Source organism: Haloferax sp. S1W, assembly GCF_044593955.1.
Lineage (GTDB): Archaea > Halobacteriota > Halobacteria > Halobacteriales > Haloferacaceae > Haloferax.
The window spans coordinates 2,532,968-2,556,973 of the sequence record NZ_CP172595.1; the positions used below are offsets into that span (position 1 = coordinate 2,532,968).

General features: G+C 62.6%; 29 protein-coding genes and 1 pseudogene. 17 read left to right on the forward strand and 13 right to left on the reverse strand.

Going from position 1 to position 24,006, the window contains the following annotated elements; genetic code table 11:
- Nucleotides 1-16 precede the first annotated feature (16 nt).
- Nucleotides 17-1,262: pseudogene (locus ACH9L7_RS13315) on the forward strand (RNA-guided endonuclease InsQ/TnpB family protein).
- A gap of 145 nt (nt 1,263-1,407) precedes the next feature.
- Here the strand turns inward: ACH9L7_RS13315 and ACH9L7_RS13320 are convergent.
- Together ACH9L7_RS13320 and ACH9L7_RS13325 are read right to left on the reverse strand one after the other, a co-directional pair.
- A complete protein-coding gene (locus tag ACH9L7_RS13320) occupies nt 1,408-1,599 on the reverse strand; it encodes a hypothetical protein (RefSeq protein WP_396613279.1) in 192 nt (63 codons plus the stop codon).
- A gap of 34 nt (nt 1,600-1,633) precedes the next feature.
- On the reverse strand, nt 1,634-1,795 hold the full coding sequence (locus ACH9L7_RS13325) for a hypothetical protein (RefSeq protein ID WP_396611182.1): 162 nt from the start codon (nt 1,793-1,795) through the stop codon (nt 1,634-1,636).
- A gap of 232 nt (nt 1,796-2,027) precedes the next feature.
- Here ACH9L7_RS13325 and hisB point away from each other — a divergent pair, with 232 nt between their 5' ends.
- Nucleotides 2,028-2,621 (forward strand): imidazoleglycerol-phosphate dehydratase HisB, encoded by a 594-nt coding sequence (hisB, locus tag ACH9L7_RS13330; RefSeq protein ID WP_396611183.1) that lies wholly within the window; start codon nt 2,028-2,030, stop codon nt 2,619-2,621.
- Nucleotides 2,622-2,628: 7 nt separating this feature from the next.
- Here hisB and ACH9L7_RS13335 read toward each other — a convergent pair whose 3' ends face one another.
- On the reverse strand, nt 2,629-3,315 hold the full coding sequence (locus ACH9L7_RS13335; RefSeq protein ID WP_396611184.1) for a hypothetical protein: 687 nt from the start codon (nt 3,313-3,315) through the stop codon (nt 2,629-2,631).
- Between the two features lie 94 nt (nt 3,316-3,409).
- On the opposite strand from ACH9L7_RS13335, the gene ACH9L7_RS13340 reads away from it, so the two are divergent.
- A complete protein-coding gene (locus ACH9L7_RS13340; protein WP_396611185.1) occupies nt 3,410-3,913 on the forward strand; it encodes an ACT domain-containing protein in 504 nt (167 codons plus the stop codon).
- Nucleotides 3,914-4,174: 261 nt separating this feature from the next.
- Entirely contained in the window at nt 4,175-4,807 is a 633-nt protein-coding gene (locus ACH9L7_RS13345) for an IMPACT family protein (protein WP_396611186.1), read from the forward strand.
- A gap of 39 nt (nt 4,808-4,846) precedes the next feature.
- Here the strand turns inward: ACH9L7_RS13345 and ACH9L7_RS13350 are convergent, their stop codons facing one another.
- The 7 genes from ACH9L7_RS13350 to ACH9L7_RS13380 form a co-directional block, all read right to left on the reverse strand.
- Nucleotides 4,847-7,681 carry a TRAP transporter permease gene (locus ACH9L7_RS13350; RefSeq protein ID WP_396611187.1) on the reverse strand — a complete coding sequence of 945 codons (2,835 nt, stop codon included), beginning with the start codon at nt 7,679-7,681 and terminating at the stop codon, nt 4,847-4,849.
- A gap of 7 nt (nt 7,682-7,688) precedes the next feature.
- The gene (locus ACH9L7_RS13355) at nt 7,689-8,174 is read right to left on the reverse strand and encodes a DUF1850 domain-containing protein (protein WP_396611188.1); all 486 of its coding nucleotides are present in this window, start codon (nt 8,172-8,174) and stop codon (nt 7,689-7,691) included.
- Between the two features lie 48 nt (nt 8,175-8,222).
- Nucleotides 8,223-9,242: a TAXI family TRAP transporter solute-binding subunit gene (locus ACH9L7_RS13360; RefSeq protein WP_396611189.1), complete on the reverse strand. Its 1,020-nt coding sequence runs from the start codon at nt 9,240-9,242 to the stop codon at nt 8,223-8,225.
- 434 nt (nt 9,243-9,676) lie between these two features.
- Nucleotides 9,677-9,883, reverse strand: a complete 207-nt coding sequence (locus tag ACH9L7_RS13365; RefSeq protein ID WP_396611190.1) for a hypothetical protein — start codon at nt 9,881-9,883, stop codon at nt 9,677-9,679.
- A 104-nt stretch (nt 9,884-9,987) separates the two neighbouring features.
- Nucleotides 9,988-10,668: a uracil phosphoribosyltransferase gene (gene upp, locus ACH9L7_RS13370; RefSeq protein ID WP_396611191.1), complete on the reverse strand. Its 681-nt coding sequence runs from the start codon at nt 10,666-10,668 to the stop codon at nt 9,988-9,990.
- Between the two features lie 110 nt (nt 10,669-10,778).
- Nucleotides 10,779-10,979 (reverse strand): hypothetical protein, encoded by a 201-nt coding sequence (locus ACH9L7_RS13375; RefSeq protein WP_396611192.1) that lies wholly within the window; start codon nt 10,977-10,979, stop codon nt 10,779-10,781.
- Between the two features lie 52 nt (nt 10,980-11,031).
- Entirely contained in the window at nt 11,032-12,279 is a 1,248-nt protein-coding gene (locus ACH9L7_RS13380) for a CobW family GTP-binding protein (protein ID WP_396611193.1), read from the reverse strand.
- Nucleotides 12,280-12,379: 100 nt separating this feature from the next.
- Between ACH9L7_RS13380 and ACH9L7_RS13385 the strand changes: the two genes are divergently transcribed.
- The 3 genes from ACH9L7_RS13385 (at nt 12,380) to ACH9L7_RS13395 (ending at nt 15,588) form a co-directional block, all read left to right on the forward strand.
- Nucleotides 12,380-12,676, forward strand: a complete 297-nt coding sequence (locus tag ACH9L7_RS13385) for a hypothetical protein (RefSeq protein ID WP_396611194.1) — start codon at nt 12,380-12,382, stop codon at nt 12,674-12,676.
- A gap of 1 nt (nt 12,677) precedes the next feature.
- Entirely contained in the window at nt 12,678-13,652 is a 975-nt protein-coding gene (locus ACH9L7_RS13390; protein ID WP_396611195.1) for an ArsA family ATPase, read from the forward strand.
- Nucleotides 13,653-13,779: 127 nt separating this feature from the next.
- Complete coding sequence (locus ACH9L7_RS13395) at nt 13,780-15,588, forward strand: carbon starvation protein A (protein WP_396611196.1); 1,809 nt, start codon at nt 13,780-13,782, stop codon at nt 15,586-15,588.
- Nucleotides 15,589-15,609: 21 nt separating this feature from the next.
- On the opposite strand, the gene ACH9L7_RS13400 is transcribed toward ACH9L7_RS13395, so the two are convergent.
- On the reverse strand, nt 15,610-16,245 hold the full coding sequence (locus ACH9L7_RS13400) for a hypothetical protein (protein ID WP_396611197.1): 636 nt from the start codon (nt 16,243-16,245) through the stop codon (nt 15,610-15,612).
- Nucleotides 16,242-16,622, reverse strand: a complete 381-nt coding sequence (locus ACH9L7_RS13405) for a cupin domain-containing protein (RefSeq protein ID WP_396611198.1) — start codon at nt 16,620-16,622, stop codon at nt 16,242-16,244. The genes ACH9L7_RS13400 and ACH9L7_RS13405 overlap by 4 nt, the downstream gene beginning before the upstream one ends.
- Before the next feature lie 87 nt (nt 16,623-16,709).
- Here ACH9L7_RS13405 and ACH9L7_RS13410 point away from each other — a divergent pair, with 87 nt between their 5' ends.
- The 6 genes from ACH9L7_RS13410 (at nt 16,710) to ACH9L7_RS13435 (ending at nt 20,542) form a co-directional block, all read left to right on the forward strand.
- Complete coding sequence (locus ACH9L7_RS13410) at nt 16,710-16,919, forward strand: hypothetical protein (RefSeq protein ID WP_396611199.1); 210 nt, start codon at nt 16,710-16,712, stop codon at nt 16,917-16,919.
- A 64-nt stretch (nt 16,920-16,983) separates the two neighbouring features.
- Nucleotides 16,984-17,676, forward strand: a complete 693-nt coding sequence (locus tag ACH9L7_RS13415) for a DUF5828 family protein (RefSeq protein WP_396611200.1) — start codon at nt 16,984-16,986, stop codon at nt 17,674-17,676.
- A 191-nt stretch (nt 17,677-17,867) separates the two neighbouring features.
- Nucleotides 17,868-18,107, forward strand: a complete 240-nt coding sequence (locus ACH9L7_RS13420) for a hypothetical protein (protein WP_396611201.1) — start codon at nt 17,868-17,870, stop codon at nt 18,105-18,107.
- A gap of 70 nt (nt 18,108-18,177) precedes the next feature.
- Nucleotides 18,178-18,549, forward strand: a complete 372-nt coding sequence (locus ACH9L7_RS13425; RefSeq protein WP_396611202.1) for a helix-turn-helix domain-containing protein — start codon at nt 18,178-18,180, stop codon at nt 18,547-18,549.
- 95 nt (nt 18,550-18,644) lie between these two features.
- The gene (thrC, locus tag ACH9L7_RS13430) at nt 18,645-19,904 is read left to right on the forward strand and encodes a threonine synthase (RefSeq protein ID WP_396611203.1); all 1,260 of its coding nucleotides are present in this window, start codon (nt 18,645-18,647) and stop codon (nt 19,902-19,904) included.
- A gap of 119 nt (nt 19,905-20,023) precedes the next feature.
- The gene (locus tag ACH9L7_RS13435; protein WP_396611204.1) at nt 20,024-20,542 is read left to right on the forward strand and encodes a hypothetical protein; all 519 of its coding nucleotides are present in this window, start codon (nt 20,024-20,026) and stop codon (nt 20,540-20,542) included.
- 4 nt (nt 20,543-20,546) lie between these two features.
- Here ACH9L7_RS13435 and serA read toward each other — a convergent pair whose 3' ends face one another.
- Nucleotides 20,547-22,124: a phosphoglycerate dehydrogenase gene (serA, locus tag ACH9L7_RS13440; protein ID WP_396611205.1), complete on the reverse strand. Its 1,578-nt coding sequence runs from the start codon at nt 22,122-22,124 to the stop codon at nt 20,547-20,549.
- 162 nt (nt 22,125-22,286) lie between these two features.
- On the opposite strand from serA, the gene serB reads away from it, so the two are divergent.
- From serB to ACH9L7_RS13460, 4 genes are all read left to right on the forward strand, one after another.
- Nucleotides 22,287-22,940, forward strand: coding sequence for a phosphoserine phosphatase SerB (gene serB, locus ACH9L7_RS13445; protein WP_396611206.1), 654 nt, complete (start codon nt 22,287-22,289; stop codon nt 22,938-22,940).
- A 47-nt stretch (nt 22,941-22,987) separates the two neighbouring features.
- Nucleotides 22,988-23,179 (forward strand): hypothetical protein, encoded by a 192-nt coding sequence (locus ACH9L7_RS13450; protein WP_396611207.1) that lies wholly within the window; start codon nt 22,988-22,990, stop codon nt 23,177-23,179.
- A 198-nt stretch (nt 23,180-23,377) separates the two neighbouring features.
- A complete protein-coding gene (locus ACH9L7_RS13455; RefSeq protein WP_396611208.1) occupies nt 23,378-23,794 on the forward strand; it encodes a DUF2178 domain-containing protein in 417 nt (138 codons plus the stop codon).
- Nucleotides 23,791-24,003, forward strand: coding sequence for a helix-turn-helix transcriptional regulator (locus tag ACH9L7_RS13460; RefSeq protein WP_396611209.1), 213 nt, complete (start codon nt 23,791-23,793; stop codon nt 24,001-24,003). The genes ACH9L7_RS13455 and ACH9L7_RS13460 overlap by 4 nt, the downstream gene beginning before the upstream one ends.
- Nucleotides 24,004-24,006: the final 3 nt, after the last annotated feature.

Genomic DNA, 24,006 nt, shown 5'->3' on the forward strand with positions numbered 1-24,006 from the left:
GCACTACATCTGAAATATAGAGGTCCGGCGTACCGCGCCCGTCAAACTCGTCGTTCCCGACGAGCGACGCGACGACCTCCACGAATCCGCCCGACAATTCCTTCACTGTGCCAACCGTGCCGCCGAGTTCTGTTGGTCCGACAACTCCTACACCGAGTGCGTCACGGCCAACACGACCGCACGAGACGCGCTCTACGACGAACTCCGCGACGAAACCGCCCTCACCGCGAATCTCGTCCAAGAAGCCATCCGACGCGCTGTCCAAGCCGTCAAAGGATGCGTCGAACGGTGGAAACAAGCGAAACGAGTGAGTCAACCAGAGTTCACGTCGTGGAGTATGCTCTACGACAAACGGAGCGCCACATTCTACCGGAACAAAGTCTCGCTCTCGACTGTCAACGGACGTGTCGAGTGCGACTTTGAACTTCCCTCGGACAGCCCCACGCCGTATGAGCGATACGTGTTGTCCGAGGAGTTTGAGTTCCGAGCGAGTACGCTCCAGTACGACGCAGTGGACGACGAGTTCTACTTCCACATCACCACTCGAAAGTACGAATCCGAAGGAGACGACGGTGAGTCGTCTGAGGTTTCGGAAGATGCCAAGCACCAAACAGTCCTTGGCATCGACCTCGGCGTTAACAGTCTCACCGTCTCCTCCACCGGGAGATTCTGGCAGGGGGACGACTACGACCACTGGTGCCGCGAGTTCGAGAAGCGACGAGGAAAAATGCAACAACGCGGCACCCAAGCCGCGCACAACGCCCTTCTTCGACTCGGAAAGCGCGAAGAGGCATGGCGTAAACAGTACATCCACACCGTCGCCAACGAACTCGTTTCGGAAGCCGTTGAACACGACTGTAACGTAATCGCGTTCGAGGACCTAACCGACATTCGAGAGCGTCTCCCGCAGGCGAAGTGGCACCACATTTGGGCGTTCCGACGCCTGTACGAGTACGTTTCCTATAAGGCCCCCGAACAGGGTGTCTCCGTGGAGCAAGTCGAGCCGAACCACACGTCCCAACGCTGTTCTCGGACGGACTGTGGGTTCACGCACGAAGCCAACCGACATGGGGAACAGTTCTGTTGTGTGAAGTGCGGGTACGAAGTGAACGCGGACTACAACGCCGCGAAGAACATCGGCACGCGGTACGCTCGAAAACGGATACACAGACTCCGTTCCTCGCCCAAGTCGGGGGGGCGGAGACGCACCAGTAAACGTGCGTGTGAATGGTGGGACGTTCACGAGAGCAGAGCTCTCGTGAGCCAACCAGAACGCTCTGCGTTCTGGTGACGTTGAACGGCAAGAGTCACCAGCCTATTGCTGGCTACTGATTGCCGGGAGTCCACATCAAAGCCCCACCCTCAAGGACCGAGGCGCGGAGTGCCGAGGGAGTAGGGTGGTGTAGTTTACAGGCGGACGTAGCGCGAGACGACTGCGGCGAGGCTATCGACCGTCCCGTAGACCCCGACGCCTACGAACAGCGCCCCGATGAGGACGGTTTCCACGCGCGACGTGTGCAGGAACGGCCCGCCGAGTGCGAGCATGGCCAGCGTCACGATGTCGCGCTTCGGATTCACAGTCGGCACTGGTCCCGTCATCCGTATTGAACCCATGCCCGTGTTCTACCGGCCGTCATCGTCGCCCGATTTCGACCCCGCTGTCGATGAGTGTCGCGCCGACTGCTATCGCAACGAGCGCGATGCCGAGCGCGACGGCGACGTTGGTTCCGACAGTAAGCAAGAGCCCCCCCACGCAGATGGTGTACCCCGTTACCAGTGCTCCCTTCCGATGCATGGGCAACAGTATCCGTCCGAGAGTATGAATTTCCGTCAGACAAACGTCTGACGTTCCTTGTCGATAGTATCTACCAGTAACTAGTCGAAACCACGTCTCTCAGGCAATCAAACCTGTTTTTGCAAATACCGCGTGCTTTCCGTCTGAGAGTGCTGCACACCGCCGAAGGCCGCAGCCGCGAAAGACTGTGACGACGAGAACCCCTATATGCGCGCCTCCCTTCGAACGCGACATGAGCGACGCGGACAGAACTGCTGCTGTCTCCCGCGAGACTTCAGAGACGACCATCGACGTGACCCTCGATATCGACGGCGATGGTGACGCGGCGGTCGACACCGGTATCGGCTTTTTCGACCACATGCTAGAGGCGTTCGCCAAACACGGCCTCTTCGACCTGACCGTCCAGTGCGACGGCGACCTGCACATCGACGACCACCACACCGTCGAGGACGTGGCCATCGTCCTCGGCGAGGCGTTCGTGGAGGCACTCGGCAACAAGCGCGGCATCGTCCGCTACGCCGACCGGAAGGTGCCACTCGACGAGGCAGTCGCCTCGGTCGTCGTGGACGTGTCCGGGCGGCCGCACTTCGAGTTCTCCGGCGACTTCTCCCAGCCGTACATCGGCGAATTCACGAGCGTGATGGCCGAGCACTTCGCCATGTCGCTGGCGATGAACGCGGGGCTCACCCTCCACGTCGGCGTCGAGGGCGAGAACGCCCACCACGAGGTCGAAGCCCTGTTCAAGGCGCTGGCACGGTCGCTCGACGATGCGACCCGCGTGGACCCCCGTCGGTCCGACACCCCGAGTACGAAAGGACAGTTGTAGCCGACTTTCAGGCTTTTCGAAGCAGTCCGTTGTCGTCTTCTAACAGGCCGCGTTCGACCGCGTAGTCGAAGATATCGGCCACTTGCGCGTCGTCGAGGTCGTAGGCGTTCGACGCGAGTGCTTCGACTTCCGACCGCTCGACCGGAAACTCGCGGTTCTGGAGAATGCGGATGACCTTCCGGAACTTCGGCGGTTCAGGGCGGAGTTCGTCGCCGTTGGATGTCTCTTCGGTGAGTGGCTCGTCGGTGGTCGTCTCGTCACTCTCTGTCTCGGTGGCGGTGGTTTCGTCGTCTGACTCGGTGGTGTCGTCTCCATCGCTCTCCGCCTCGGTGGCGTCGTCCTCATTGACTTCCGCCGCGTCGAACGAGTCGTGGTCGGTGGGGACCGCCGGTTCGGGGTCGGGTTCCGCCACGGCCGCATCGACCGGCGCAACGTCGTGACCCGACCCTTCTGGCCCGGAATCGGTGGTCACGCTCGCGCCTGTCTCGGAGGGGGCGTCGTCGGCAACATTGACGCTGGCGTCGGCGTCGAGTCGCGCAAGCAGTGGTTCGACGGCGTCCGTGAGTGTCTCTCGGCACCCTTCGCAGAGGACGATTCGTCGCTGGTCGGGCGCGGGCGTAAACGCGGGCGGGAGCATCTCGAACACGCCGACCGCGTCGGCACCGCAGAAGTCGCACGTGCGTAGTTCGTGCATGGTCGATTGCTCTTCGTGCCGACGGTTAAAGCCTCCCGCCGGTCAGTCCGACGTATCACTTAATGTGGCCGACTACAAACGCCCAGATTAACGAATGTTCGACGAGATTATGGAGAAGTTCGAGGGCAGTCCGAGTCAACAGGCGGTTATCCGCCTGCTTTTGGAGCGGGGCTTTTCCGTCAACGACGACGGCAGGGTCGTCTCGGGCGGTATCGAGATTCCGAACACTGGAATCGCGCGGGAAGTCGGTGTCGACCGCCGCGTCGTCGATTCGACGACCGACGCTATCCTCGCTGACGAGGAACTCCGGCGCATCTTCCAGAACATCTCTGCGATTCCCAGTCTGATGGACCTCGCGCCGGTGCTCGACCTCTCCGTGTTGACGGTCGAAGTGGGCGATGCCGACGCACCGGGAATCGTCGCAACCATCACGTCCAAACTCGCGGACGCGGGCATCTCGATTCGACAGACGATAAGTGAGGACCCCGAGTTCACCGACGACCCGAAACTCTACATCATCACCGACGAACCGATTCCGGGCGACCTGCTCAACGACCTCTCGAACCTCGATTTCGTTCGCCGCATCTCTCTGGCGTAGCCGTCGCACCGTCCTGATTTCTGTCACGAAACCTCACCCGGCGATAAGATTCATGTGCCGAATCGTGGTATCTTAACACATGGACGAATCGCGTACCTGCCTGTGTTGTGGGGCACCGGTGTCGAAGACACGCCACCTCTGTGGCGTCTGCGTCCAGAACGGCTGTACGTCCTACGCCAACGCCTGCGGTCAGTAACCGGCAGTGGCTGGTCTCTCTCCTTGTGCGAATGCTTTTGAGTGCTGCACTGCCAACTCGGAGTCATGACTGACGCCTATCGAACCGTCGGTGGCCGGGCCGAAGCACGCTTCGAGGTTCAAGGCTCGGAGTTTATCGGATACATCTCGCCCGCCGAGACGGTCGAGGAGGCGGAGGCGTTCATCGAGGAGATAAACGCCCGCCACCCGGATGCGACACACAACGTCCCCGCGTATCGGGTGCCTGCGGGCGGTGCGTCGTCTTCGGTTCCGGGCGGCGGGAACGTCATGCTCCGGGAGTACCAGAGCGACGACGGCGAACCAACCGGGTCGTCGGGCAAACCCGCGCTCAACGTCCTCGTCCAGCAGGAGGTTCGAAACGTCGTCGCGGTCGTCACGCGCTACTACGGCGGCACCAACCTCGGCGTCGGCGGTCTCGCCCGCGCCTACTCGCGGGCCGTCAAGGAGGCACTGGACGAAGCGGGTATCGTCGAAGAGATTCCGCACGAACGCTTCACGGCGACTGTCGAGTACGACGACTCGGGGAGCGTGCGCGGTATCATCGAGTCGTCCGGTGTCGAGTTCGACGCCGACTACGACCAGCGCGTCTCGTTTTCCGTTCGCGTGCCGGTCGAAGCGGCCGACGACCTCCGCGATAGACTCCGGAGTGCGACGAGCGGACGAGTCGAACTCGAATAGAAAACGAACGCGAGAGACGGCCGGGGTTAGTCAGCCGATTTAGTCGGTCGGTTCAGGCGAACCGGCGGGCGTCTCGCGCTTTCCTTCCTGTGCGTCACGGCGGTTCTTCAGCGCGAGTGCGCCGAAGAGTAGGCCGCCAGCGCCGCGCATCGCGAGGTCGACGATAACCGTCTCGGGTGCCGCACCGACCAGACCGAGTGCGCCGCCGAGGTCGAACGCGGCGTTCAGAATCAGGCCCGGAGCCATGAGCAGGAACGCCGAGATGGCGTACAGGCCGCGTTCGACGCGCGTGACGCGACTGTAGAGGTAGCCGATGACCGTCGCACCTAGTCCGATGACGCCGATGAAGACGCCGAGGACGGGAATGACGACCTCGGGGACGAAGTACGAGAGTTCAGCCACGTCCGCCCCGGTGAGAACCCGTGCAGCCTCACCGCGGCCACGAAGGAGCAGGATGCCCGGCGTGAGCGCGAACGCGAACGGGACGATTGCCTTGTTGAGCGAGAGCGAGAACGCTTTCGTCCCCGTCCGGAACGGATTCGACCGGGCGATACCACTCGCGGCGTACGCCGCCACCGCGACCGGCGGCGTGATGTCCGCAATCACCCCGAAGTAGAGGATGAACATGTGCGCAGCGAGCAGCGGGATGTTGGACGACTGCGCGATAGCCGGACCAAGCAGCGAGACGAGGATAATGTACGTCACCGTCGTCGGCATCCCCATGCCGAGGATGATAGAGGCGATGGCCGTAAACAGGAGGAGCAGGACGATGGACCCGCCCGCGACGGCCTTGATGAGCGCCGTAAGGTTCGGACCGAGACCCGTCGCGCTGACGACGCCAGGGATGATACCCGCGGCGGCGACGGCGATGACGACCTCGGTCGAGGTTCGCGCACCGGAGTCCATCGACTTGCCGATGAACGTCACGTAGCGGAACGCGTTGACATCCGCGAGCGACGGCCGAGAGACCACCTGAGCGATTCGCTCGGACGCCTCGTCGGCTGCGTCGTCGAGCTGGAGCAGTGGTGTCTCGAGGTGCGGACGCACGAGCATCGTCACGAGACTGACGAAGATGACGATGATTCCGAGACTCCCGGCGGCCGAGAACATCGCGTCGACGAAGCCGAGGGCTTCACCGCTCCCGCCCCGAAGGGCGTCGAAGATGCCGACGCCGGTCGTGAAGTACGCGCCGAACTGCGCGAGGAAGACGACCGCGATGGTCCCCAGAAGCGGGACGCGGGTTCGCTTGTTGTACGCAGCCACCACAGACAAAAGCGCCATGATGGCGATGAGCGTGAACCACGCGGAGCGAGCGACCGTCAGGCGCTCGACGAGAAGGTAGTACATCAACAACACAAGCGGGACGAGGTAGAACCACCCGCGGGTGAGGTGCGTGCGGATGTCGATGACCTCGGAGGGGTCGAGACCGCCGATACCGGCCCGCGTCGCTTCGAGGTGGACCATCACCCAGACGCCGAAGAAGAACACGACGGCGGGGATGGTCGCCGCGATGATGATGTCGGCGAAGGGGACGCCGATGAACTCGATCATCAGGAACGCGGCCGCGCCCATGACGGGCGGGAGAATCTGCCCGCCGGAGGACGCTGAGGACTCGACAGCCCCGGAGAACTCGGGGCTGTACCCCGAACGCTTCATCAGTGGGATGGTGAAGGCACCGGTCGTCACGGTGTTCGCGATCGACGACCCGGAGATAGTCCCCATGAAGCCGGACGCGAGAATCGACGCTTTCGCCGGACCGCCCTTTCGGGTCCCCGTCGTAGCGTATGCGAGGTCGATGAACCACTGTCCGGCACCGGACATCTCCAGAAACGCTCCGAAGAGGATGAAGATGTAGATGAACTGCACGGACACCGTGACCGGGATACCGAACACCCCGTTTTCGGTGTTGTACCAGAGGTTCTGGATGATGTTCGGCCACGTCCCCTTGGGAATCGAGAGGACACCGATGAGGGGCATGTCCGGCGAGATGATGAAGCCCCAGCGTGCGTAGACGATGAACGAGCCGACGATGACCATCAGGTAGAACCCGAGGGACCGGCGAGTCGCTTCGAGGACGAGGAGGACGCCGACAACACCGAGGAAGAACGGGTAGGAGATATCAGCGAGTGGGATACCGAGAGCGCTAATCGCCTCGGCGAGGATTCCGAGCGGGCCGAGGTACTCGGCAACCGAGCGACCCGCTTCCAGCCCGAAGATACGGAGTTGCTGAATCTCCTTCCATTCCATCACCATGTAGGCCGCCGTCGCGGCAGAGAGGATGACAAACAGGATGTCCAGCGGCGTCACGCGCTCGCGCTCGGGGTCGACTGCGAGCCACCGGACGAACCGGCGGACGCCCGCCGCGCCGCGCGTGACGGGGTGACTCTCACCGAGTTGTGAGGCGAGCGTCGGAACGATGCGCCCGAGTTGGGCGGCGAACGTCCCGCGGCCCGTCGTCGGCGGGAAGAGGATGAACGCCAAGATGAGCGCGAAGGCCACGTGGACCGAGTTTACTTGCAGGAGTTGCAACGCCCCCAGCGACACCTCGCCCACGAAGGGGAACGTCGCCGAGAAGTCGAAGCCGCGTGCCGCCAGCCACGACTGGAAAATCGAGAAGGAGATGGCGATGATGGACGTGATGATGGCCGCCCATCCGGACAGCGAGCGCTTCCGCTCGATGCCTTCGAGCATCTCCTGTGCCTCTTCTTCGGATATCTCTTCGTCTATTCCATCTTCGCGGTCTTCCGGTGGCTCCCCACCGTCGGTCCGGACCGGCGATGTGTCGTCTCGCCGGACCGTGTGGTCGGACCGGAAGTCACCGCTGTCGTCGTCGGGGCCGTCAGGGTGGCCCTCGTCAGGTGTTCTCTTCGTCATTGATTGGTCAGTGGAGGGCGGCGTCGAGCACCGACTGTTGGGTTACGTGAAGACGAACCGACCGAGCGTCAGACAGTTCGACGAGGTCGTACGTCCGGTCGCCGACGTGGAGTTTGTGGCCGGCGATATGGCCCGGTTTGACGTACAACTCTCTGTAGCTGCCTTGCGGGTCGAAAACGAATGACCCGTTTTCGGTCGTCACGTTCGCTCGCGCGGGGAGTCCGGCGCCGTACGATTTAAACTCCATCCTCGTCATGACGAGTTCTCCGTCCTGGACTGCGTAGGCGTCGAGTACACGCGTCTTTTCGACGCTGTGGGTGTATTCGAGCGCCACAGTCGTGTTTTCTTCGACCGGGACGGTCTTGAGACGCTCGCCCGTCTCTGCGTCTTCGACGACGAGTGCCTGTCCCGACGGAACGGCTGCGCTCGCACCGACCGCGAGCGCGAGTATCGCGACTGCGACGAGGATACGTGTGTGAATCGAATCGAGCATCGAAAGGATGGGTTGGTATGCGGCGGTTCGCTCAGGTGTAGCTGGCGATTAGCCGAAGTACGCCTGTGCGCCGGGGTGCAGGTCGATGGACATGCCGTCCTGAGCAGTCTCCTTCGAGATGAAGTCCGTCTTGATGGTCAGGTCGTCGACGTTCTCGAAGATGGCTTCGGTGACCGCTTCGACCGTCGCCTCGGGCTGTTCGGCGTTGGTCGCAATCATCGCCTGGACCGAGACGGTGGGGGCGGGGCTTTCGAGACCGTAGGTTCCCGACGGGATTTCGTCGTCCGCGTAGAACGGCGCGGCGTCCTTGACGGCCTGCCGGTTCTCGCCTTCGATGGGGACGATACGAACATCCTCGGTTGCGCCGAGTTCCTCGATGGCACCAACCGGCCAGCCACCGACGACGAACGCGGCGTCGATGTCGCCGTTCTTCAGTTGGTCGGATGCCTGCGAGAAGCCGGTGTTCTGCTCGCTGAAGTCTTCGATACCGAGGGCTTCGAGAATCTGGAGGGCGTTGACCTGCGTCCCGGAGCCGAGGTCACCGGTGTTGATGGTCGCGCCTGCGAGGTCGGACGGTTGCTCGATGCCCGTGTCGGCGAGCGTGACGATGTGGATGGTCTCCGGGTAGAGCGTGGCGACGCCGCTGAGGTTCTCGACCGGGTTGTCCTGGAAGGCCTCGATACCCGTGCCGTTCTTCGCGAAGAACGCAACGTCGTTCTGGATCAGCGCGAAGTCTGCGTTGCCACGGGCGAGGCTCCCGACGTTCTCGACGGACGCACCGGTCGACTGGACCTGAAGCGTAAAGTCCGTGTTCGCCTCGACGACGGACTTGAACTCGTTCGAGAGCGGGAAGTACGTCCCGCCGGTTCCGCCTGCGTGCCACGAGAGACGGGTTTCTGTCCCGTCGCCGTCAGCTGTCGTGGTGGTCGTCTCGTCGCCATCCTCCGCGGCTGTGGTCGTCGTAGTCGTCTCTTCGTCACCGTTCCCACCGGTACATCCGGCGAGTCCGGCGATTCCGATTGCGCCTGTCGCTGCGATAAATTCACGACGGTCGAGTTTCCGGGTCATACACTACTATTGGCATTAATAGATATATAGTATTGTTCATGTCATCTACGATGGTGTGTATATTTTCACATTACTGGTAATAAATTATTATTGATGAACAGTCTCTAAACTCTGAGAATCCATCACACGGTCCCTTCCTCTATTTTCGGTCCCCTATTCGATTACGTAGCGTCTTCTGTCATCTAATTTTCAATACGAACTTCATAGATATCTATGCATGTTGTATAAATTCTTCACAACTGAATATTGGTGTGCCCGGTTCGGGTGGGTTCGAGTCGAAGTGGAGGGGTTGCGTGTCTGGGGAGGTATCTCCAGGCCCACCCGTGTAACACCGACTCACAATAGCACACCGGGGGTCCGTTTCGTGACGTTCGAGTCGAATCGAAAGTCGCTACTGGCGGTCGGTTTTCGACCCGAAGTAAGGGGGTTCAGGTTCAGTCGACGATGATGTCTGCGTCCGACGAGTCGGTGTTCGACTCCGTCTTCGGTGACATCTCGGATTCGTATCGTGTTATCCAGTCGGCAAAACAGGTCGGACAGAGGCGCTGGTCGTCGACGGCCGCTCCATCGACTTGCAGTCGGACCCGCCGCGCAAGCGGGTCTTCGACCACTCTACCGCATCCGTCACACGGGTCGCTCACTGCCCGTCACCTCTCGCGCCGCGAGTGTCGTGCATGCATCGGAGGTGCGCGGGCGACGACTTATGAATTGCCCACGCGAGAGACCCGTTTGACCCGAGGCGACCTCACGTCGTGCGGAACGCGCGGTCGCCAGCGTCGCCGAGACCGGGAACGATGTAGCCGTCGTCGTCGAGGTAGTCGTCGATAGCGACCGTCAGGAGGTCGACCTCCGGGAACTCGCCGCCGACGCGGAGGAGTCCGTCGGGCGCGGAGACGGCCGAGAGGACGAACAGTTTCTCGGGGTCGACGCCTGCGTTTTCGAGGACGTGGTCGAGGACGGCACACATCGTCGACCCGGTGGCGAGCATCGGGTCGGCCACGATGACGGTGTCCTCTTCGGTAATCTCGGGGAGTTTCACGTAGTCGATGGTAATGGGGAAGCCGCCTTCGTCGTCCATTCCGGCTTCCTCGTCGCGGCCCGCGGAGATGACGCCCTGCTTCGCGCGCGGGAACGCCTTGAGGAGTCCTTCGACGAACGGGGTCGCCGCGCGGAGGACGTTGATGATGACGACGTTGTCGAGGCCTTTGACGCGCTCGCCGGTCGTCTCGGCCAGCGGTGTCTGGATGGAGACGTACTCGGTCTCCATCGCGCCGTCGATGATTTCGTAGCCGCAGATACGGCCGAGTTTGACGAGGCCCTTCCGGAAGGCCACCTGCGTCGTCTCCACGTCTCGGAGGCGCGAGAGCGTGTCCTTGGCCAGCGCGTGCGTGATGAGGTACGCGTTGTCTCGGTCTTCGATGGGCATGTTATCGAAAATCGGTCTCCCGAAGGACATAAAGGCGGCTATCGGCCGCCAGCGGCCCCCTGCGGGTGGTTCACGAATCGAACAATCTCGTCGAAACCTGGGTTTCCCCGTCAGTTGGTCACGAGATACGTCAGCGCCGCGAGCACGAGCGCCGCCGACGCGACGTTGACGAACGTGAACGCGGCGAGGTTGGCGTAGGAAAGACCCAACACGACCACTGTGGCGAAGATGGACGAGAGCACGAGGTTCATCACGAACAGAACGCGCGGGTCGCCTTCGCCCCATTCGATATCGCCCACGTCGTCGCTCATCGGGCGGCCCCCGCTTCGCTCGTGCCGTTCTCCGTCTCGCTCGTGCCGTCGCTCATTGGTTCACCGCCGATTCAGCCTGCGTAGTTGCTTTGCTCGGTTCGGCCAACACGAGTTCATCGCCCGGTTCGGTCGGGTAGCGGGTGTCGGCCACATCTGTACCCGGTTCGAGGACGTGGTCGTCTAACGCCGCCGTCAACGCTTCCTCGTCCACGTCGCGGCCGATGAACACGAGTTCGGTTCGCCTGTCGCCGAACTCGTCGTGCCAGTCGAGGTCCGGGTGGTTGCGGCGGTAGGTGTCCTGTTCGAACTCCGGCAGCGATGCAATCCACGGTCCTCCGGCGGTGACGTACGCCGAGGGGCCAGCCTGACTGTAGGTGTAGTGAACGTCCTCCGCGCCCGCGACCCACAGCGACCCCTTCGCGCGGACCACCGACTCCGGAAGGTCGCCGAGGACCTCAGCGGCTCCCTCCGGGTCGAGGGGTGCCCGTCGGCGGTAGACGAACGAGGTGACGCCGTAGGTCGCCTCGGCGTGGGAGGCGTCGTCGTGATGGCTGTGGTGGTCGTGGCTCTCGTCTTCATTCACGTTGTCTTCCTCATCGAGGACTGCCCGCCACCCGACCGGCGCGTCGGGGTCGTGGACATCCGACAGAAGCAGGTCAACGTCCACGGTGCTGTGGGTCGTCTCGACCACGTCTGCACCCGGACGGAGGGTCTCGACTACCTCGCGGACCTGCGCCACCTCCGCGTCGGTGACGAGGTCACGCTTGTTGAGGACGACGAGGTCCGCGCTTTCGACCTGTTCGACGAGGAGGTCCGAAAGCGGCCGGACCGTCCCATCGGCGTCTTCGGCAACGGTTCGTTCGGGGTCGCCGCCGTCGAAGGTATCCGCGAAGAGACACGAGTCCACGACAGTCACGAGGCCGGAGACATCGTACATCGCGGCTGCCCGCGAGGTGACGAACAACCGGGCGACCGGTCCCGGTTCGGAGACGCCCGAGGCCTCGACGACGAGGTGGTCGAACGAGCGATTCTGCGCTAGTCGGACGACGGCCGTCTCCAAGTCGTCCTGTAACTCACAGCAGATACACCCGTTCGACAACTCCGTCACGCCACCGCCGAGTTCGAGTTCCGACTCGTCGGCGACCAACTCGGCATCGACGTTCACCTCACCCATGTCGTTGACGAGGACGGCGATTTCGCGGCCGTCCGCGTTCGTCAGCAGGTGGTTGAGGAGCGTCGTCTTACCCGCCCCGAGGCTTCCGCCGAGGACTGTCACGGGGGTGACGTTCCGGGAAGTCATGGACGGGCGTTCCGCGCCTTCGTATATCAAATCGCGGGTATCCTACATGGTCAGTCGTGAACGATACGTTTTTGTTTGATAACGAGTGTGGTGTTAACTAATGACGCTCGCCGCGCGCATCGAATCTTTTCTGGAACTCGCAGAAGAGTGGATACGCGGCCTCTACCACGGGATGATAACGCATCCCGCCTACGAGAAGATAGAGAAACAGGCCGAAGATTACGAAGACGCGTTCATGCTCGCGTGTTTCCCCGATGCGTTCGGGATTCCATCACCGATTTCGTACTACACCGCCGAACTGCTCCCGTTCCTCGAAGACGAGTTCGAGGCGTGGGAGCGGCGGATGTGGGACCGCGGGTCGCTTCTCGAACGCAAGGGTCACCAATATCACTTCTAACATGCGCAAGTTCGTCTTCTTCGGCGGGAAAGGCGGTGTCGGAAAGACCACGATGTCGAGCGCCTACGCGGTCAAAAGCGCCCGTGCCGGGGTACGGACGCTCCTCGTCTCGACCGACCCGGCCCACAGCACCCGCGACGTGTTCGACCAGGTCTTCACCGACGAACCGTCTCCGGTCTCGGACGAACCGAACCTCGACGCGATGGAAATCGACCCCGAGACGGAGGTCCGAGAGCATCTGATGGAGACAAAGCGGGCGTTGGGAGAGCAGGTGAGTCCCGCGATGGTCAACGAAATCGACCGTCAGATAGAGATGGCCCACCAGACGCCGGGTGCCCACGAGTCGGCCCTGTTCGACCGCTTTATCGACGTGATGCGGAACGCCGACGCGTACGACCGCGTCGTCTTCGATACCTCACCGACTGGTGGAACGCTCCGTCTGCTCTCCCTGCCAGAGTATCTCGACGGGTGGATTCAGCGCCTCATCCACAAGCGAACGCAGTCTATCGAACTGTTCGAACGCGCGGCAATCGGGAACAACGAACCGCGGCGGATGATGGATGGCGACCCGATAATCGCCCGGTTGGAGGCGCGCCGCGACGACTTCTCGTTCGCGGGTGAGACACTCCGCGAGGAGGCGGCGTTCTACCTCGTCGTCAACCCCGACGAACTGTCGATTCGGGAGACCGAGCGGGCGGTCGAAGAACTCGACTCCTACGGCCTCGACGTGCGGGGACTTGCGGTCAATCGGCTCACGCCCGAACCCGACCCGGACGAAGACGGCCGGGGTGCCCGATTCCTCCGCGACCGAGTCGAGACCGAGAAAGCCCGACTCGCCGAACTCCGCGAGGACTTCGACGTGCCGCTCGTGGCCGAAATCGAGACACGCGTCTCCGAAGTGAAAGGCGACTTCCTCGGTGAAGTCGCCGACGAACTCGACATCGACATCGGACTGGAACCGATACCGGCCGACTGACGGGCGCTTCCGCCCGAAAAGCCGCGTCTCGACTAGCGGCCAGTATATATTCCTTTATCAATTCTACTTGTGTTTATCGTTAACATTAAGGGTAGATTATACGTGTCTGACAATGGGGCACAATACCATGGTACAAGTCATCTGGTTGGTCGTCGCAGTACTTGCGATGTTTACGGTTGGGTATTTCGGCTACTCGCGTTACCTCGCGCAGTTCGTCGAACTCGACGATAGTCGAGAGACACCCGCACACAAGTACGAAGACGGACAGGAGTACGTACCGGCGAAAAAGCCGGTCTTACTGGGGCATCACTATTCGAGTATCGCAGGCGGCGCGCCGATTGTCGGGCCGATTACGGCGGGTGTGGTGTGGGGGTGGCTCCCCGCACTCGCGTGGATAGCAATCGGGAATCCGCTTCTCGGCAGCGTTCACGACTTCGTGTCGCTGTCGAGCAGTCTTCGACACGAAGGCAAGTCAGTCGGGTCCATCATCGGCGAGTACGTCGGCGAGCGCGGCAAGAACATGCTGCTTTGGTTCGCGTTCTTGACGATTATCCTCGTCGTCGGGGTGTTCGCCCTCGTCGTGGCTATCGTCTTCAACGCCTATCCGGAAGCGGCGACAGCGAGTCTGGTCTATATCGCGCTTGCCGTCCTCTTCGGGATGTACCTCTACCAACTGAACCTGCCGTTCCTGCCGGGGACGGTCGGATTCGTCGCAGCGATGTTCATCGGCGTCTACGCGGGTATCCAGTTCCCGTTTGCGCTGTTCGAACCCGCGGCGCGCGCACCGGCATCGACGTTCGTCCTGTTCGGCAGCGGCGGGTCGTGGCTTCCCGTCGCGGAGGCGTTCAGCGCCAACGCGGCGGCGTGGGTACCGATTATCCTCATCTACGGTGCGCTCGCGAGCGCCCTTCCCGTGTGGGTGCTTCTGCAACCGCGTGACTACCTCTCGTCGTTCCTGCTCTATACGGGCGTCGGCGGAGCGCTCCTCGCGGTTATCGTCGGCACGCTCTTCGGCGGGTCGTCGCAACCCCTCGTGACGAACCTCGAACCGTTCTACGGCTTCATGGGTCGAACCGGAACGCCGCTTTTCCCACTGCTTTTCATCACCATCGCCTGCGGGACAATCAGCGGCTTCCACTCGCTCGTCTCGTCGGGGACGACGTCGAAGCAACTGAACAAGGAGTCCGACGCGCGGGCGATTGGCTACGGCGGCATGCTCGGTGAGGGACTGCTCGCCACTGTCGCGCTCGTAACGGTCGCTATCGTCGCTCCCGACGTGGGTGATGGTATCGGCCTCGCACTTCCCACGTTCGCCCAAGGCGGCGGTATCCTCCTCACGAGCTTCGGCATCCCGGCTTCGTTCGGCGGGCCGTTCATGGCGCTCGTTCTCGTGAGTTTCCTGCTCACGTCGACCGACACAGCAGTTCGCCTCGGTCGCTACATGATGGAAGAAATCGTCGGGACGCCCGAGACGCAACTGGAGTCGGTTGCGACTAACCGCTGGAGTAACGCCGCGATACAGACGCTTCCGGCCTACGTCCTTATCACGAGTGGGTCGTGGCTCACCCTCTGGCAGTTGTTCGGCGGCGCGAACCAACTGCTCGCCGCGCTGGCACTCTTGACGGCCACCGTCTGGCTGGCCAACTGGGACGACTCGAAGCAGCTCCTCAGTACCGGCGCGCCGATGGCGCTCATGGTGACTATCACGAGTCTCGGCCTGTTGTGGCTGGCCGTCCACGACAACATCTACGCGAAGTTCATGAACGACAAGTGGATGGCGTCGGCCGACCCCGTGGCGATGGTCTCGGCTGTCGTCCAAATCGTCCTCGCGTTCATCCTCATCTATCTGGCGCTCTCGCTCGCCAAGATGGGATACGAGAACATTCAGGACGTGCGGGAGTCGTCCGGCGGTCGGCCGACGCCCAGCGACGACTGACAGAATTCCGAGCGGTCTTTTTTAGCGGCGCAGTCGGTCGACGAGTCGTCGTATCAGGCCGGTCGAACTCGTGGGTGCGACATCCGACCAGAGGGTGAACGCGCCCACCGAGTCGGCGTTTCGGCTTGCGATGGCCGCCTCGTTTTCGGGGGCGACCACGGCAACGTTTATCTCGTAGTGGCCGTGGTAGCCGAATTTGATGAGCGTCCGGTCCGAGAAGTCGGACACGAAGTCGTGAACGTCGGCGGGGATGTCCGGCGCGACGAGGACGAACGTGAAGTCCGTCCCGAAGTGTTCCGGACTCGGGTCGACCCACTCGTCGGCGAGTGTGTGACCCAGTTCGACGAGACGCTCCAGTTCGGCGACGGTCGCACTGTCAACGCGGCGGGCGAAGAGATACTCCTTCGCGTGGTGGTTGGCGTAGTTGATAGAGGGGTGGACGAACTGCTTGCGCGACTCCATCCGCATCGACCCGAAGAGGTCGAACCGCTCGCCGCGGGCCACGTAGTCCTGTTCCAAGTCGTAGTTGAACATGAGGCGGTCCGAGACACGGTCGAGGAACTTGTCGTCCCAGTCGGGGGCGTCCGGAACCTGTGGTTCCGCCTCGGTGGGTTCGAGACCGTCTTCCTCTCTTTCGGCGTGGTCTGTCTCACTCATTCGTCGTCGGGGTCGAATCGCTGTGCGTCTCCCGACACCGCGGGTGCACCAATGGCGAGCAGTTCGACGGGGTCGGTCGCGTCTGCCGGATTGTGCGCGCGGTGGGGGCTCTCGGAGTCGGCAACGAATAGGCCGCTGGCCGGGACTTCGAACGTTTCCTCGGGAGTGTCGACGAACAGCGTCCCCGAGAGCACGTAGAACCCTTCCTGTTGCTCGGTGTGGGAGTGATACATCAGCGGCACCTGTTCGCCGGGTGCTGCTCGGAAGTAGTTGAGTGCGAACGTCTCGGCTCCGGCCTCGGCACCGATGCGGCGAAGTTCACACGGCCGGTCGGGAAGTGGCTCGACGGTGTCCGTTTCTACGACTCGGTATCCCATGTCACGGTGCACCACGTTCGACCCTATAAGCCCGTCGCGACTGCGAAGAAACCAACACTTATTCGAGACTATCACGAATGGTATCATATGGCAGGGACGAATCGAGAATCGTGCGGTCGGTGTTCGATGACGACCGTCGTCGACGCGACTTCGAGCGAGGGTCACGACCCGTTCGACGACGAGCGAATCGAACTCGACGAGTCCGAACTCCGGATGGCGTCGCCGTCGGCGTGGGTTGGAGGTCTCATGAGTCGACTCGACGCCGTCGCAGAGCGGATTATCTACGGTAGACGCTAGCGCACCAACACGACCAGTTCCCTCGGAGAGTTTTTACCGTGGGGCACCTACCTCCGTCAACGACATGGAAGAGAGCATCTCCGGGTTCAAGCGCCGTGGCTCCTGGGGCGAAGTCGTCGAACACGGGGAGCGAATCACCCGGGCGCTCCACGATGCCGGCGTCGACGGTGACGCGTTCACCGACTGGAACGAGTGGCGACCCAAGTCCCACGAGCGACTCGGTGAGGATGTGAACGAGAAGACGGCGAAGCAGGCCAGCGTCGACGAGGGCGAGGGCGAGAAGGCTGGCAAGACCCCGAACGACGACCTCAAGACGGCGGGCGAAAAGCTGTCGCGCTCCTACGAGAAGGTCGAAGAAGGTGACAACGAGGGTGCCGTCGAGTCGTGGCAAGACTCGATTAACTACGTCGCTCGCGCCGCCGACTCCGTCGGGCGGAAGGCGCTCCGAAAGGTCGAAGACACCGTCTACCGGAAGGTGATGACCCAACTCGCGCCGTACTACTTCGACAACGAACTCATCAGCGCCAACATCCAGCGCGTCGGCCGCGGGACGGGCGAAGAGGTGTTTGTCTTCGAGGTGAACGTCAACGACGACCACCTGAAAGAGAAGGTCTCCGAGACGCTGAAACAGTTCGAAGACGAGGTCGACCGCTGGCACATCGACACCGAAAAAGAGACCGAAATCGCGGAGGCCGCAGAGGGCGTCGAGACGCCCGTGACCGACGAGGACAAGCAGTCGAAATCGACGACGAACTGACCGAGTCGCACCCGCTCCAGTGATATCGTCACCCTGTTCCTCCGGGCCGTCCCCCATCGTCACCCTACTCTTACGGGCCGTCTCCCGGACCGGGCGCGAAGCATTCCGTCGGCTTGCCACGGTCTGATTTTTCTCATGCACGACTGCTTTGGTTCAACAATACTGATACTGTTCGGCCGTGTTGGTCCGGTATGCCTGAACCGCTTCGAATCGAGTCCGGGGAACTGACGGCAGACGAGATTCTCGATGCACTCCGCGAGGGCCACCGCGTCGTCGTCGAAGCCGAGATGCTCGGTGGCGTCCACGAGGTAACGCTCCGCCACGACGGGTCTATCTTCTACTGCGACACGCCGACGACGCTCCACAAACACGAAGACGAAGACGGGATGCGTACGTGCGTGATGAAGATGGGATATGCGAAAGATGAGTAGGTAACCCTCTCATCTCAGTCAGTTCGCCTCTAGGTGAGGGTTTAATCCGGCGCACCCCATACAGATGTGCATGGCCGATGCACCGGATATGGATGACCTGATACAGACCGACGACCCGGACTTCGGGCACGTCCTCGCGTGTGTCTTCGGCATCCAGAGCCACGAGAGCCGGACGTATCTCGCACTTCTCGACAACCCCGGAAGCACCGTTGCGGAACTCTCGGACGTTCTCGACCGGGACCGAAGTAACGTGAACCGCTCTTTGACGACGCTTCTGGACAAGGGACTCGCCGAGCGTAAACGCCGACTGCTCGACCCCGGCGGATACGTCTACCAGTACACGGCGACGCCGCTCCCGGAGGCGAAAGAGATGATGCACGCCGCCCTCGACGACTGGGCGGACGAGGTTCACGCCCGCATCGACGCCTTCGGCGAGTCGTAAGCGACGCGAACGCCCGGTTCCAACCCGGTTCTCGGGGTCGGCAGGTGCCGCCCGAACCCACCCGCTTTTATCCCTCTGGTGCCACCGCCCGAGCAATGAGCCTCGAACTCACGGCACCCACCCCCGAGGAGCCATCCGTCGCCGACGATGGGACCTGGCTCGAATGTATCGAGTGCGGCGCGCAGTTCGCGCCGTTCGAGGATATCCGCTACACCTGCGACGACTGCGACGGACTCCTCGAAGTCCGCTACGCCACGCCCCCGACGTGGGACGACTTCGAGGGCCGCGGCGTCTGGCGCTACAACGCGGCGCTGCCGTTCGAGGAGGGCGTCTCCCTCCCCGAAGGCGCGACCCCACTACACCGCGTCCCTCGCCTCGAAGAAGATGTCGGCGTCGAGACGCTCCGCATCAAACACGAGGGGATGAACCCGACCGGGTCGTTCAAGGACCGCGGGATGACCGTCGGCGTCCGCGTCGCCAAGGAACTCGGCGTCGACCGCCTCGCGTGCGCCTCGACCGGGAACACTTCTGCGGCCCTCGCGGCCTACGGTGCCCGCGGCGGCATGGAAACGCTCGTCCTCTTGCCCTCCGGAAAGGTTGCCGCCGGGAAGATTGCACAGGCCGCGCTCCACGACGCGCGCATCCTCGAAGTCGACGGCAACTTCGACTCTTGTCTCGACATCGTACAGGACCTCGCCGCGCGCGGTGAGGTGTACCTCCTCAACTCGCTGAACCCCTTCCGCCTCGAAGGACAGAAGACCATCGGCCTCGAAATTCTCGAAGAGTTCTACGACGACTACGGCACCTACCCAGACCGTATCGTCCTCCCCGTCGGCAACGCGGGCAACACCTCGGCGCTCTACAAGGCGTTCCGCGAACTCGTCCAGTCGGGCGCGCTCGACGCCGAGGACGTGCCGAAACTGACGGGCGTGCAGGCCGAGGGTGCCGCGCCGATGGTCGAAGCCATCGAAAACGGCTGGGACGATACGCGCCGCTGGGACGAAGTCGAGACGAAAGCAACCGCGATTCGCATCGGCAACCCCGTCAACGCGCCGAAGGCGCTCCCCGGTATCCGCGAGACGGGTGGCACGGCCGTTTCGGTCTCCGACGAGGAAATCACCGACGCGCAGCGCGACCTCGCCGCCGAAGGCGTGGGTGTCGAACCCGCCTCCGCCGCCTCGGTCGCAGGCCTGCGAAAACTCCGCGCCGAGGGCGTCGTCGACGAGGACGAAGCGGTCGTCTGTCTCACGACCGGGCACCTGCTGAAGGACCCCGACGCGGCGTTCGAGGCGGGCAACGACCCCGAACCCGTCGAAAACGACACCGCGGCGGTTCTCGAACTCCTCGGCGAGTAACTCTTCGACTCGGTTCCTCGGCGAGTCGCTCCCCGACCCGGCGACGTACCGCGCGACCGACGCGCGTCAGTTGCCCGTCTGACACATCCTTTTCATTCTGTGGGACGTTGTCCCACACGATGTCACTCTCCAGCATGCCGACCGGAACCGTGAGTCGGGACGGTTCTGGGTCGCGAACGTACCCGCTTGACGGGTCGGACACGACCGAAACAGGGGCCGAGACCGATGAAACGTACCGTCAGGAACCGTCGCCCAGCACAGCGTCGCCCAGCACAGCGTCGCCCAGCACGGCGTCGCCCAGCACGGCGTCACCCAATCCTCGCACGGCGTCACCAAGTACACCGTCTCCCAGTGCCGACGTGTCGTCGCTCCGGCGCGAGAACGAGGCGCTCCGCGAGACCAACGCGCAACTCAGGTCACAACTTGAAGCTGCCTACGAAGACAAACAGGACGTTATCGACCGCTACGAACGAATCGTCGGTGAACTGCAATCGCGGTCGTCGTCGAGCAACGCATCTCTGAAGCAGTCCTCGAAGCAATCTCCAAAGAAATCGTCACGGAAGCGCGGGTGGGCCGCCGCACGGTCGGTGTCGAACCGCGTGATGGCCCGCGTGTTGTCAGCGCTGGGTCTGTACTGACCGCTCAGAGCGTGATGACGTCCACATCGATGATGCGCTCGTCGTCGAGGAGCTTTTCGCGGACGTCGTCCGGAATCGCGTCGTCGAGGTTGTAGACAGTCAGTGCTTCGCCGCCGGCTTTCGCGCGGCGAGCGTTGAACATCCCGGCGATGTTGACATTGTTCTCACCGAGGATGGTGCCGATGAAGCCGATGACACCCGGCTTGTCGTAGTTACGCGCGACGAGCATGGTCCCGTGCGGGATGGCGTCGAGGCGGTAGCCGTCGATGCGGACGATGCGCGGATCCTCGCCCGCGAAGAGCGTCCCGGCGATGGTCATCTCGTCTTCGCCGTTGCGGACCGTGACTTCGACGAGGCTCTGGAAGTCCTCCGACTGGCGGGACTTCGACTCGGTCACGTCGATGCCGCGTTCCTTCGCAATCTGCGGGGCGTTGACGGCGTTGACCTGCCATTCGAGCGGCGTGAAGACGCCCTTCAGTGCGGAGGCCGTGACGAGTTCGACGTCTTCGGCAGCGATGTCACCCTGATAGCTGACTTCGACTTCGCCGATACGGGCGTCGAGGAGCTGTGCGGCAATCTGGCCTGCCGTCTCCGCGATGTCGATGTACGGACGGATGCGCGGGAAGGCGCTCTCGTCGACCGAGGGCGCGTTGAGCGCGTTCATCACGGGCTCCTCGCGGAGCGCGGCGATGACCTGGTCGGCCGTCGAGACGGCGACGTTCTCCTGTGCGGCCGAGGTGGACGCGCCGAGGTGCGGCGTGACGACGATGTCGTCCACAGAGAGAAGCGGGTTGTCGGCGGAGACGGGTTCGTCGGCGAACACGTCAACTGCCGCACCGTCGAGGACACCATCTTCGACGGCCTGTGCAAGGGCCGCCTCGTCGACGACGCCACCGCGGGCGCAGTTGATGAGGTAGCCGCTTCCCATCGTCGCCAGTTCGTCGGTGGAGATGAGACCTTCCGTCTCGGACGTCAGCGGCGTGTGGACGGTGAGGAAGTCGGCGCGGGAGAGACAGTCGTCGAATTCGACGAGTTCTGCACCGAGCTGTTCGGCGCGCTCTTGACCGATGTACGGGTCGTACGCGACGATATCCATTCCGAGCGAGCCGAGCTTCTTGGCGACTTCCTGTCCGACGCGGCCGAGACCGACGACGCCGAGCGTCTTTCCGTTGACCTCGTTGCCGAGGTAGTCGGACTTGGCCCACTCGCCGTCTTTCAGGCGGACGTGTGCTTGCGGAATCGAGCGCGCGGCGGCGAAGCCCATCGCGACGGTGTGTTCGGCGGCCGCGCGGACGTTCCCTTCGGGCGCGTTGGCGACGATGACGCCGTGTTCGGTTGCAGCCTCGATGTCGATGTTGTCGACGCCGATACCGGCACGGCCGACGATGACGAGGTCCGGTGCCGCCTCGAACACCTCGGACGTGACCTGCGTTCCGGAGCGGACGATGAGTCCGTTCGCGTCGGAGACGGCTTCGAGCAGTGCGTCACCTTCGACTTCGTAGGCGGTCTCTACCTCGTAACCGGCGTCTCGTAACCGGTCCAGACCCGCGTCGGCAATCGGGTCCGTGACGAGTACCTTCATGCGCGTACGGAGATACTCATGTGGGTTAAGGGTTGTCACAACGGCCGATTTGGTAACAATGTGTCTGTCTAGCACGATTCTACACGTATCAAATCGGTGTCGGGAAGTTCGTGATTCTGCCGACGCGGAAGCTTTGAAACCCCACGGGAACGACGGGCACGTATGCGAATCATCGCCTTCGACTTCGACGGCACGCTCTCGGATTCGGAGATGACCGTCCTGCTCGGCGAACGCAACGGTACCGCCGACGAGATGGCCGACATCACCGAACGCGCCATGAACGACGAGATTAGCTACGCGGAGAGTCTGCGCTCGCGCGCTCGCCTCCTCGAAGGACTCGACGAGGAACTCGCCGAGGAGGCCTACGGTGAGGTGGAACTTCGCCCCGGCGCGGCCGACCTCATCCAGCGCCTCCGCGACTACGGCCACCACGTCGCTATCTTCACCGGCGGGTTCGAACGCGGCGTCCAGCGCGCACTCGAAAAGGAGGGCGTCGAAGTCGACGACATCGTCTCGAACCGCCTGCCCGTGCAGGGTGGTCGCCTCACCGGCGACGTCGAAGGCTCGCTCATCGAGGGGACGAAAGACACCGCGCTCGAAAACCACGCCGCCGAACACGACGTGCCACTCGACCGAACCGTCGCGGTCGGCGACGGCGCAAACGACCTTCCCATGCTCGAAATCGCCGGTCTCTCGGTTGGCTTCGTCCCGAAGGACGCCGTCCGCCCGGCTTGTGACGTGGTCGTCTCCTCGATGAACCGTCTCGGGAAGGTGTTCGAGGGGTACAACATCCTCGACGCCGACGACGAGTCGTAATCTGGCCTCTGCTAACATTTATCATACCTGCCGTTGTATGGGGTTCCATGTCAGTTAGTGACGTAAACACACCCGAGCTATGGGTGGCAGGCTTCGTCTTTGTGGTCCTCCTCGTCGCCGCCCAGTTCGAGGGTGTGATTCTCTTCGATTTCCGAACGCTGGGCGTCGACAAATCGATTCCTGCCACCGTGGCAGTGGTGGGGACGATGCTGGGACTGTGGTGGTTAGATAACGAGTGAACTGGGATACCGGCTGAGGAAATCGACGACTGAGCGGTTCGCAGCGCTGTTCTCGACTGTTTTCGACTGTTTGTGACCCGCGAGCGGTGCGGCTGTCTCCGAAGCTTCGGTCGAACCTGTCGGGAAAACGACTAAGTGGGTGTGTAAAGCATACTTTACTGTAAAGCACGCTTTACACACGGTGCTTTGCACACAACCATGACACAGGTCCAACAACGCTCGACACCTCGGCTCTCCAAACAGCGGCGGTATCGGTACCTGATGTACGCGTTCCTCCTCGGCGGCGTCGCCGTGGGACTCGGGCTCAGAGTCCTCGACTACCACGTCCTCAGTGAAGCAGTCTACTGGGTTGGCATCGTCGGCGCGCTCGTCGTCTGGAAGGGAACCTCGATTACCCTCTTCGACGAGCGAGACAAAGCAATCGACCGGCGGGCGAGTCAACTCACGATGACGCTCACTGGGGCGCTCCTCGTCGTCGGCGCGTCGACCGCTCGGCTTGGAACGCACCTCGGTCTGGTGGACGTTCCACCGATGGTCCACGGTGCGCTGTACGGCTATATCTCGGTGTTCGTCATCTTCGGCCTCAGCTACTTCTGGGTTCGTTACCGCCCATGAAGAACGCCGTGAGGTCGTACCGCGAAGAGTCGAATCTCAGTCAGGGTGAACTCGCGGAAGCGGTCGGCGTCACGAGACAGACGATAAACGCCATCGAACGCGAGCGCTACGACCCCTCGCTGGAACTGGCGTTCAAACTGGCCGCGTACTTCCAGTGTCGCGTCGAAGACCTCTTCGACCCGGAACTCGACGCCGATTCGACCGCGTAAAAA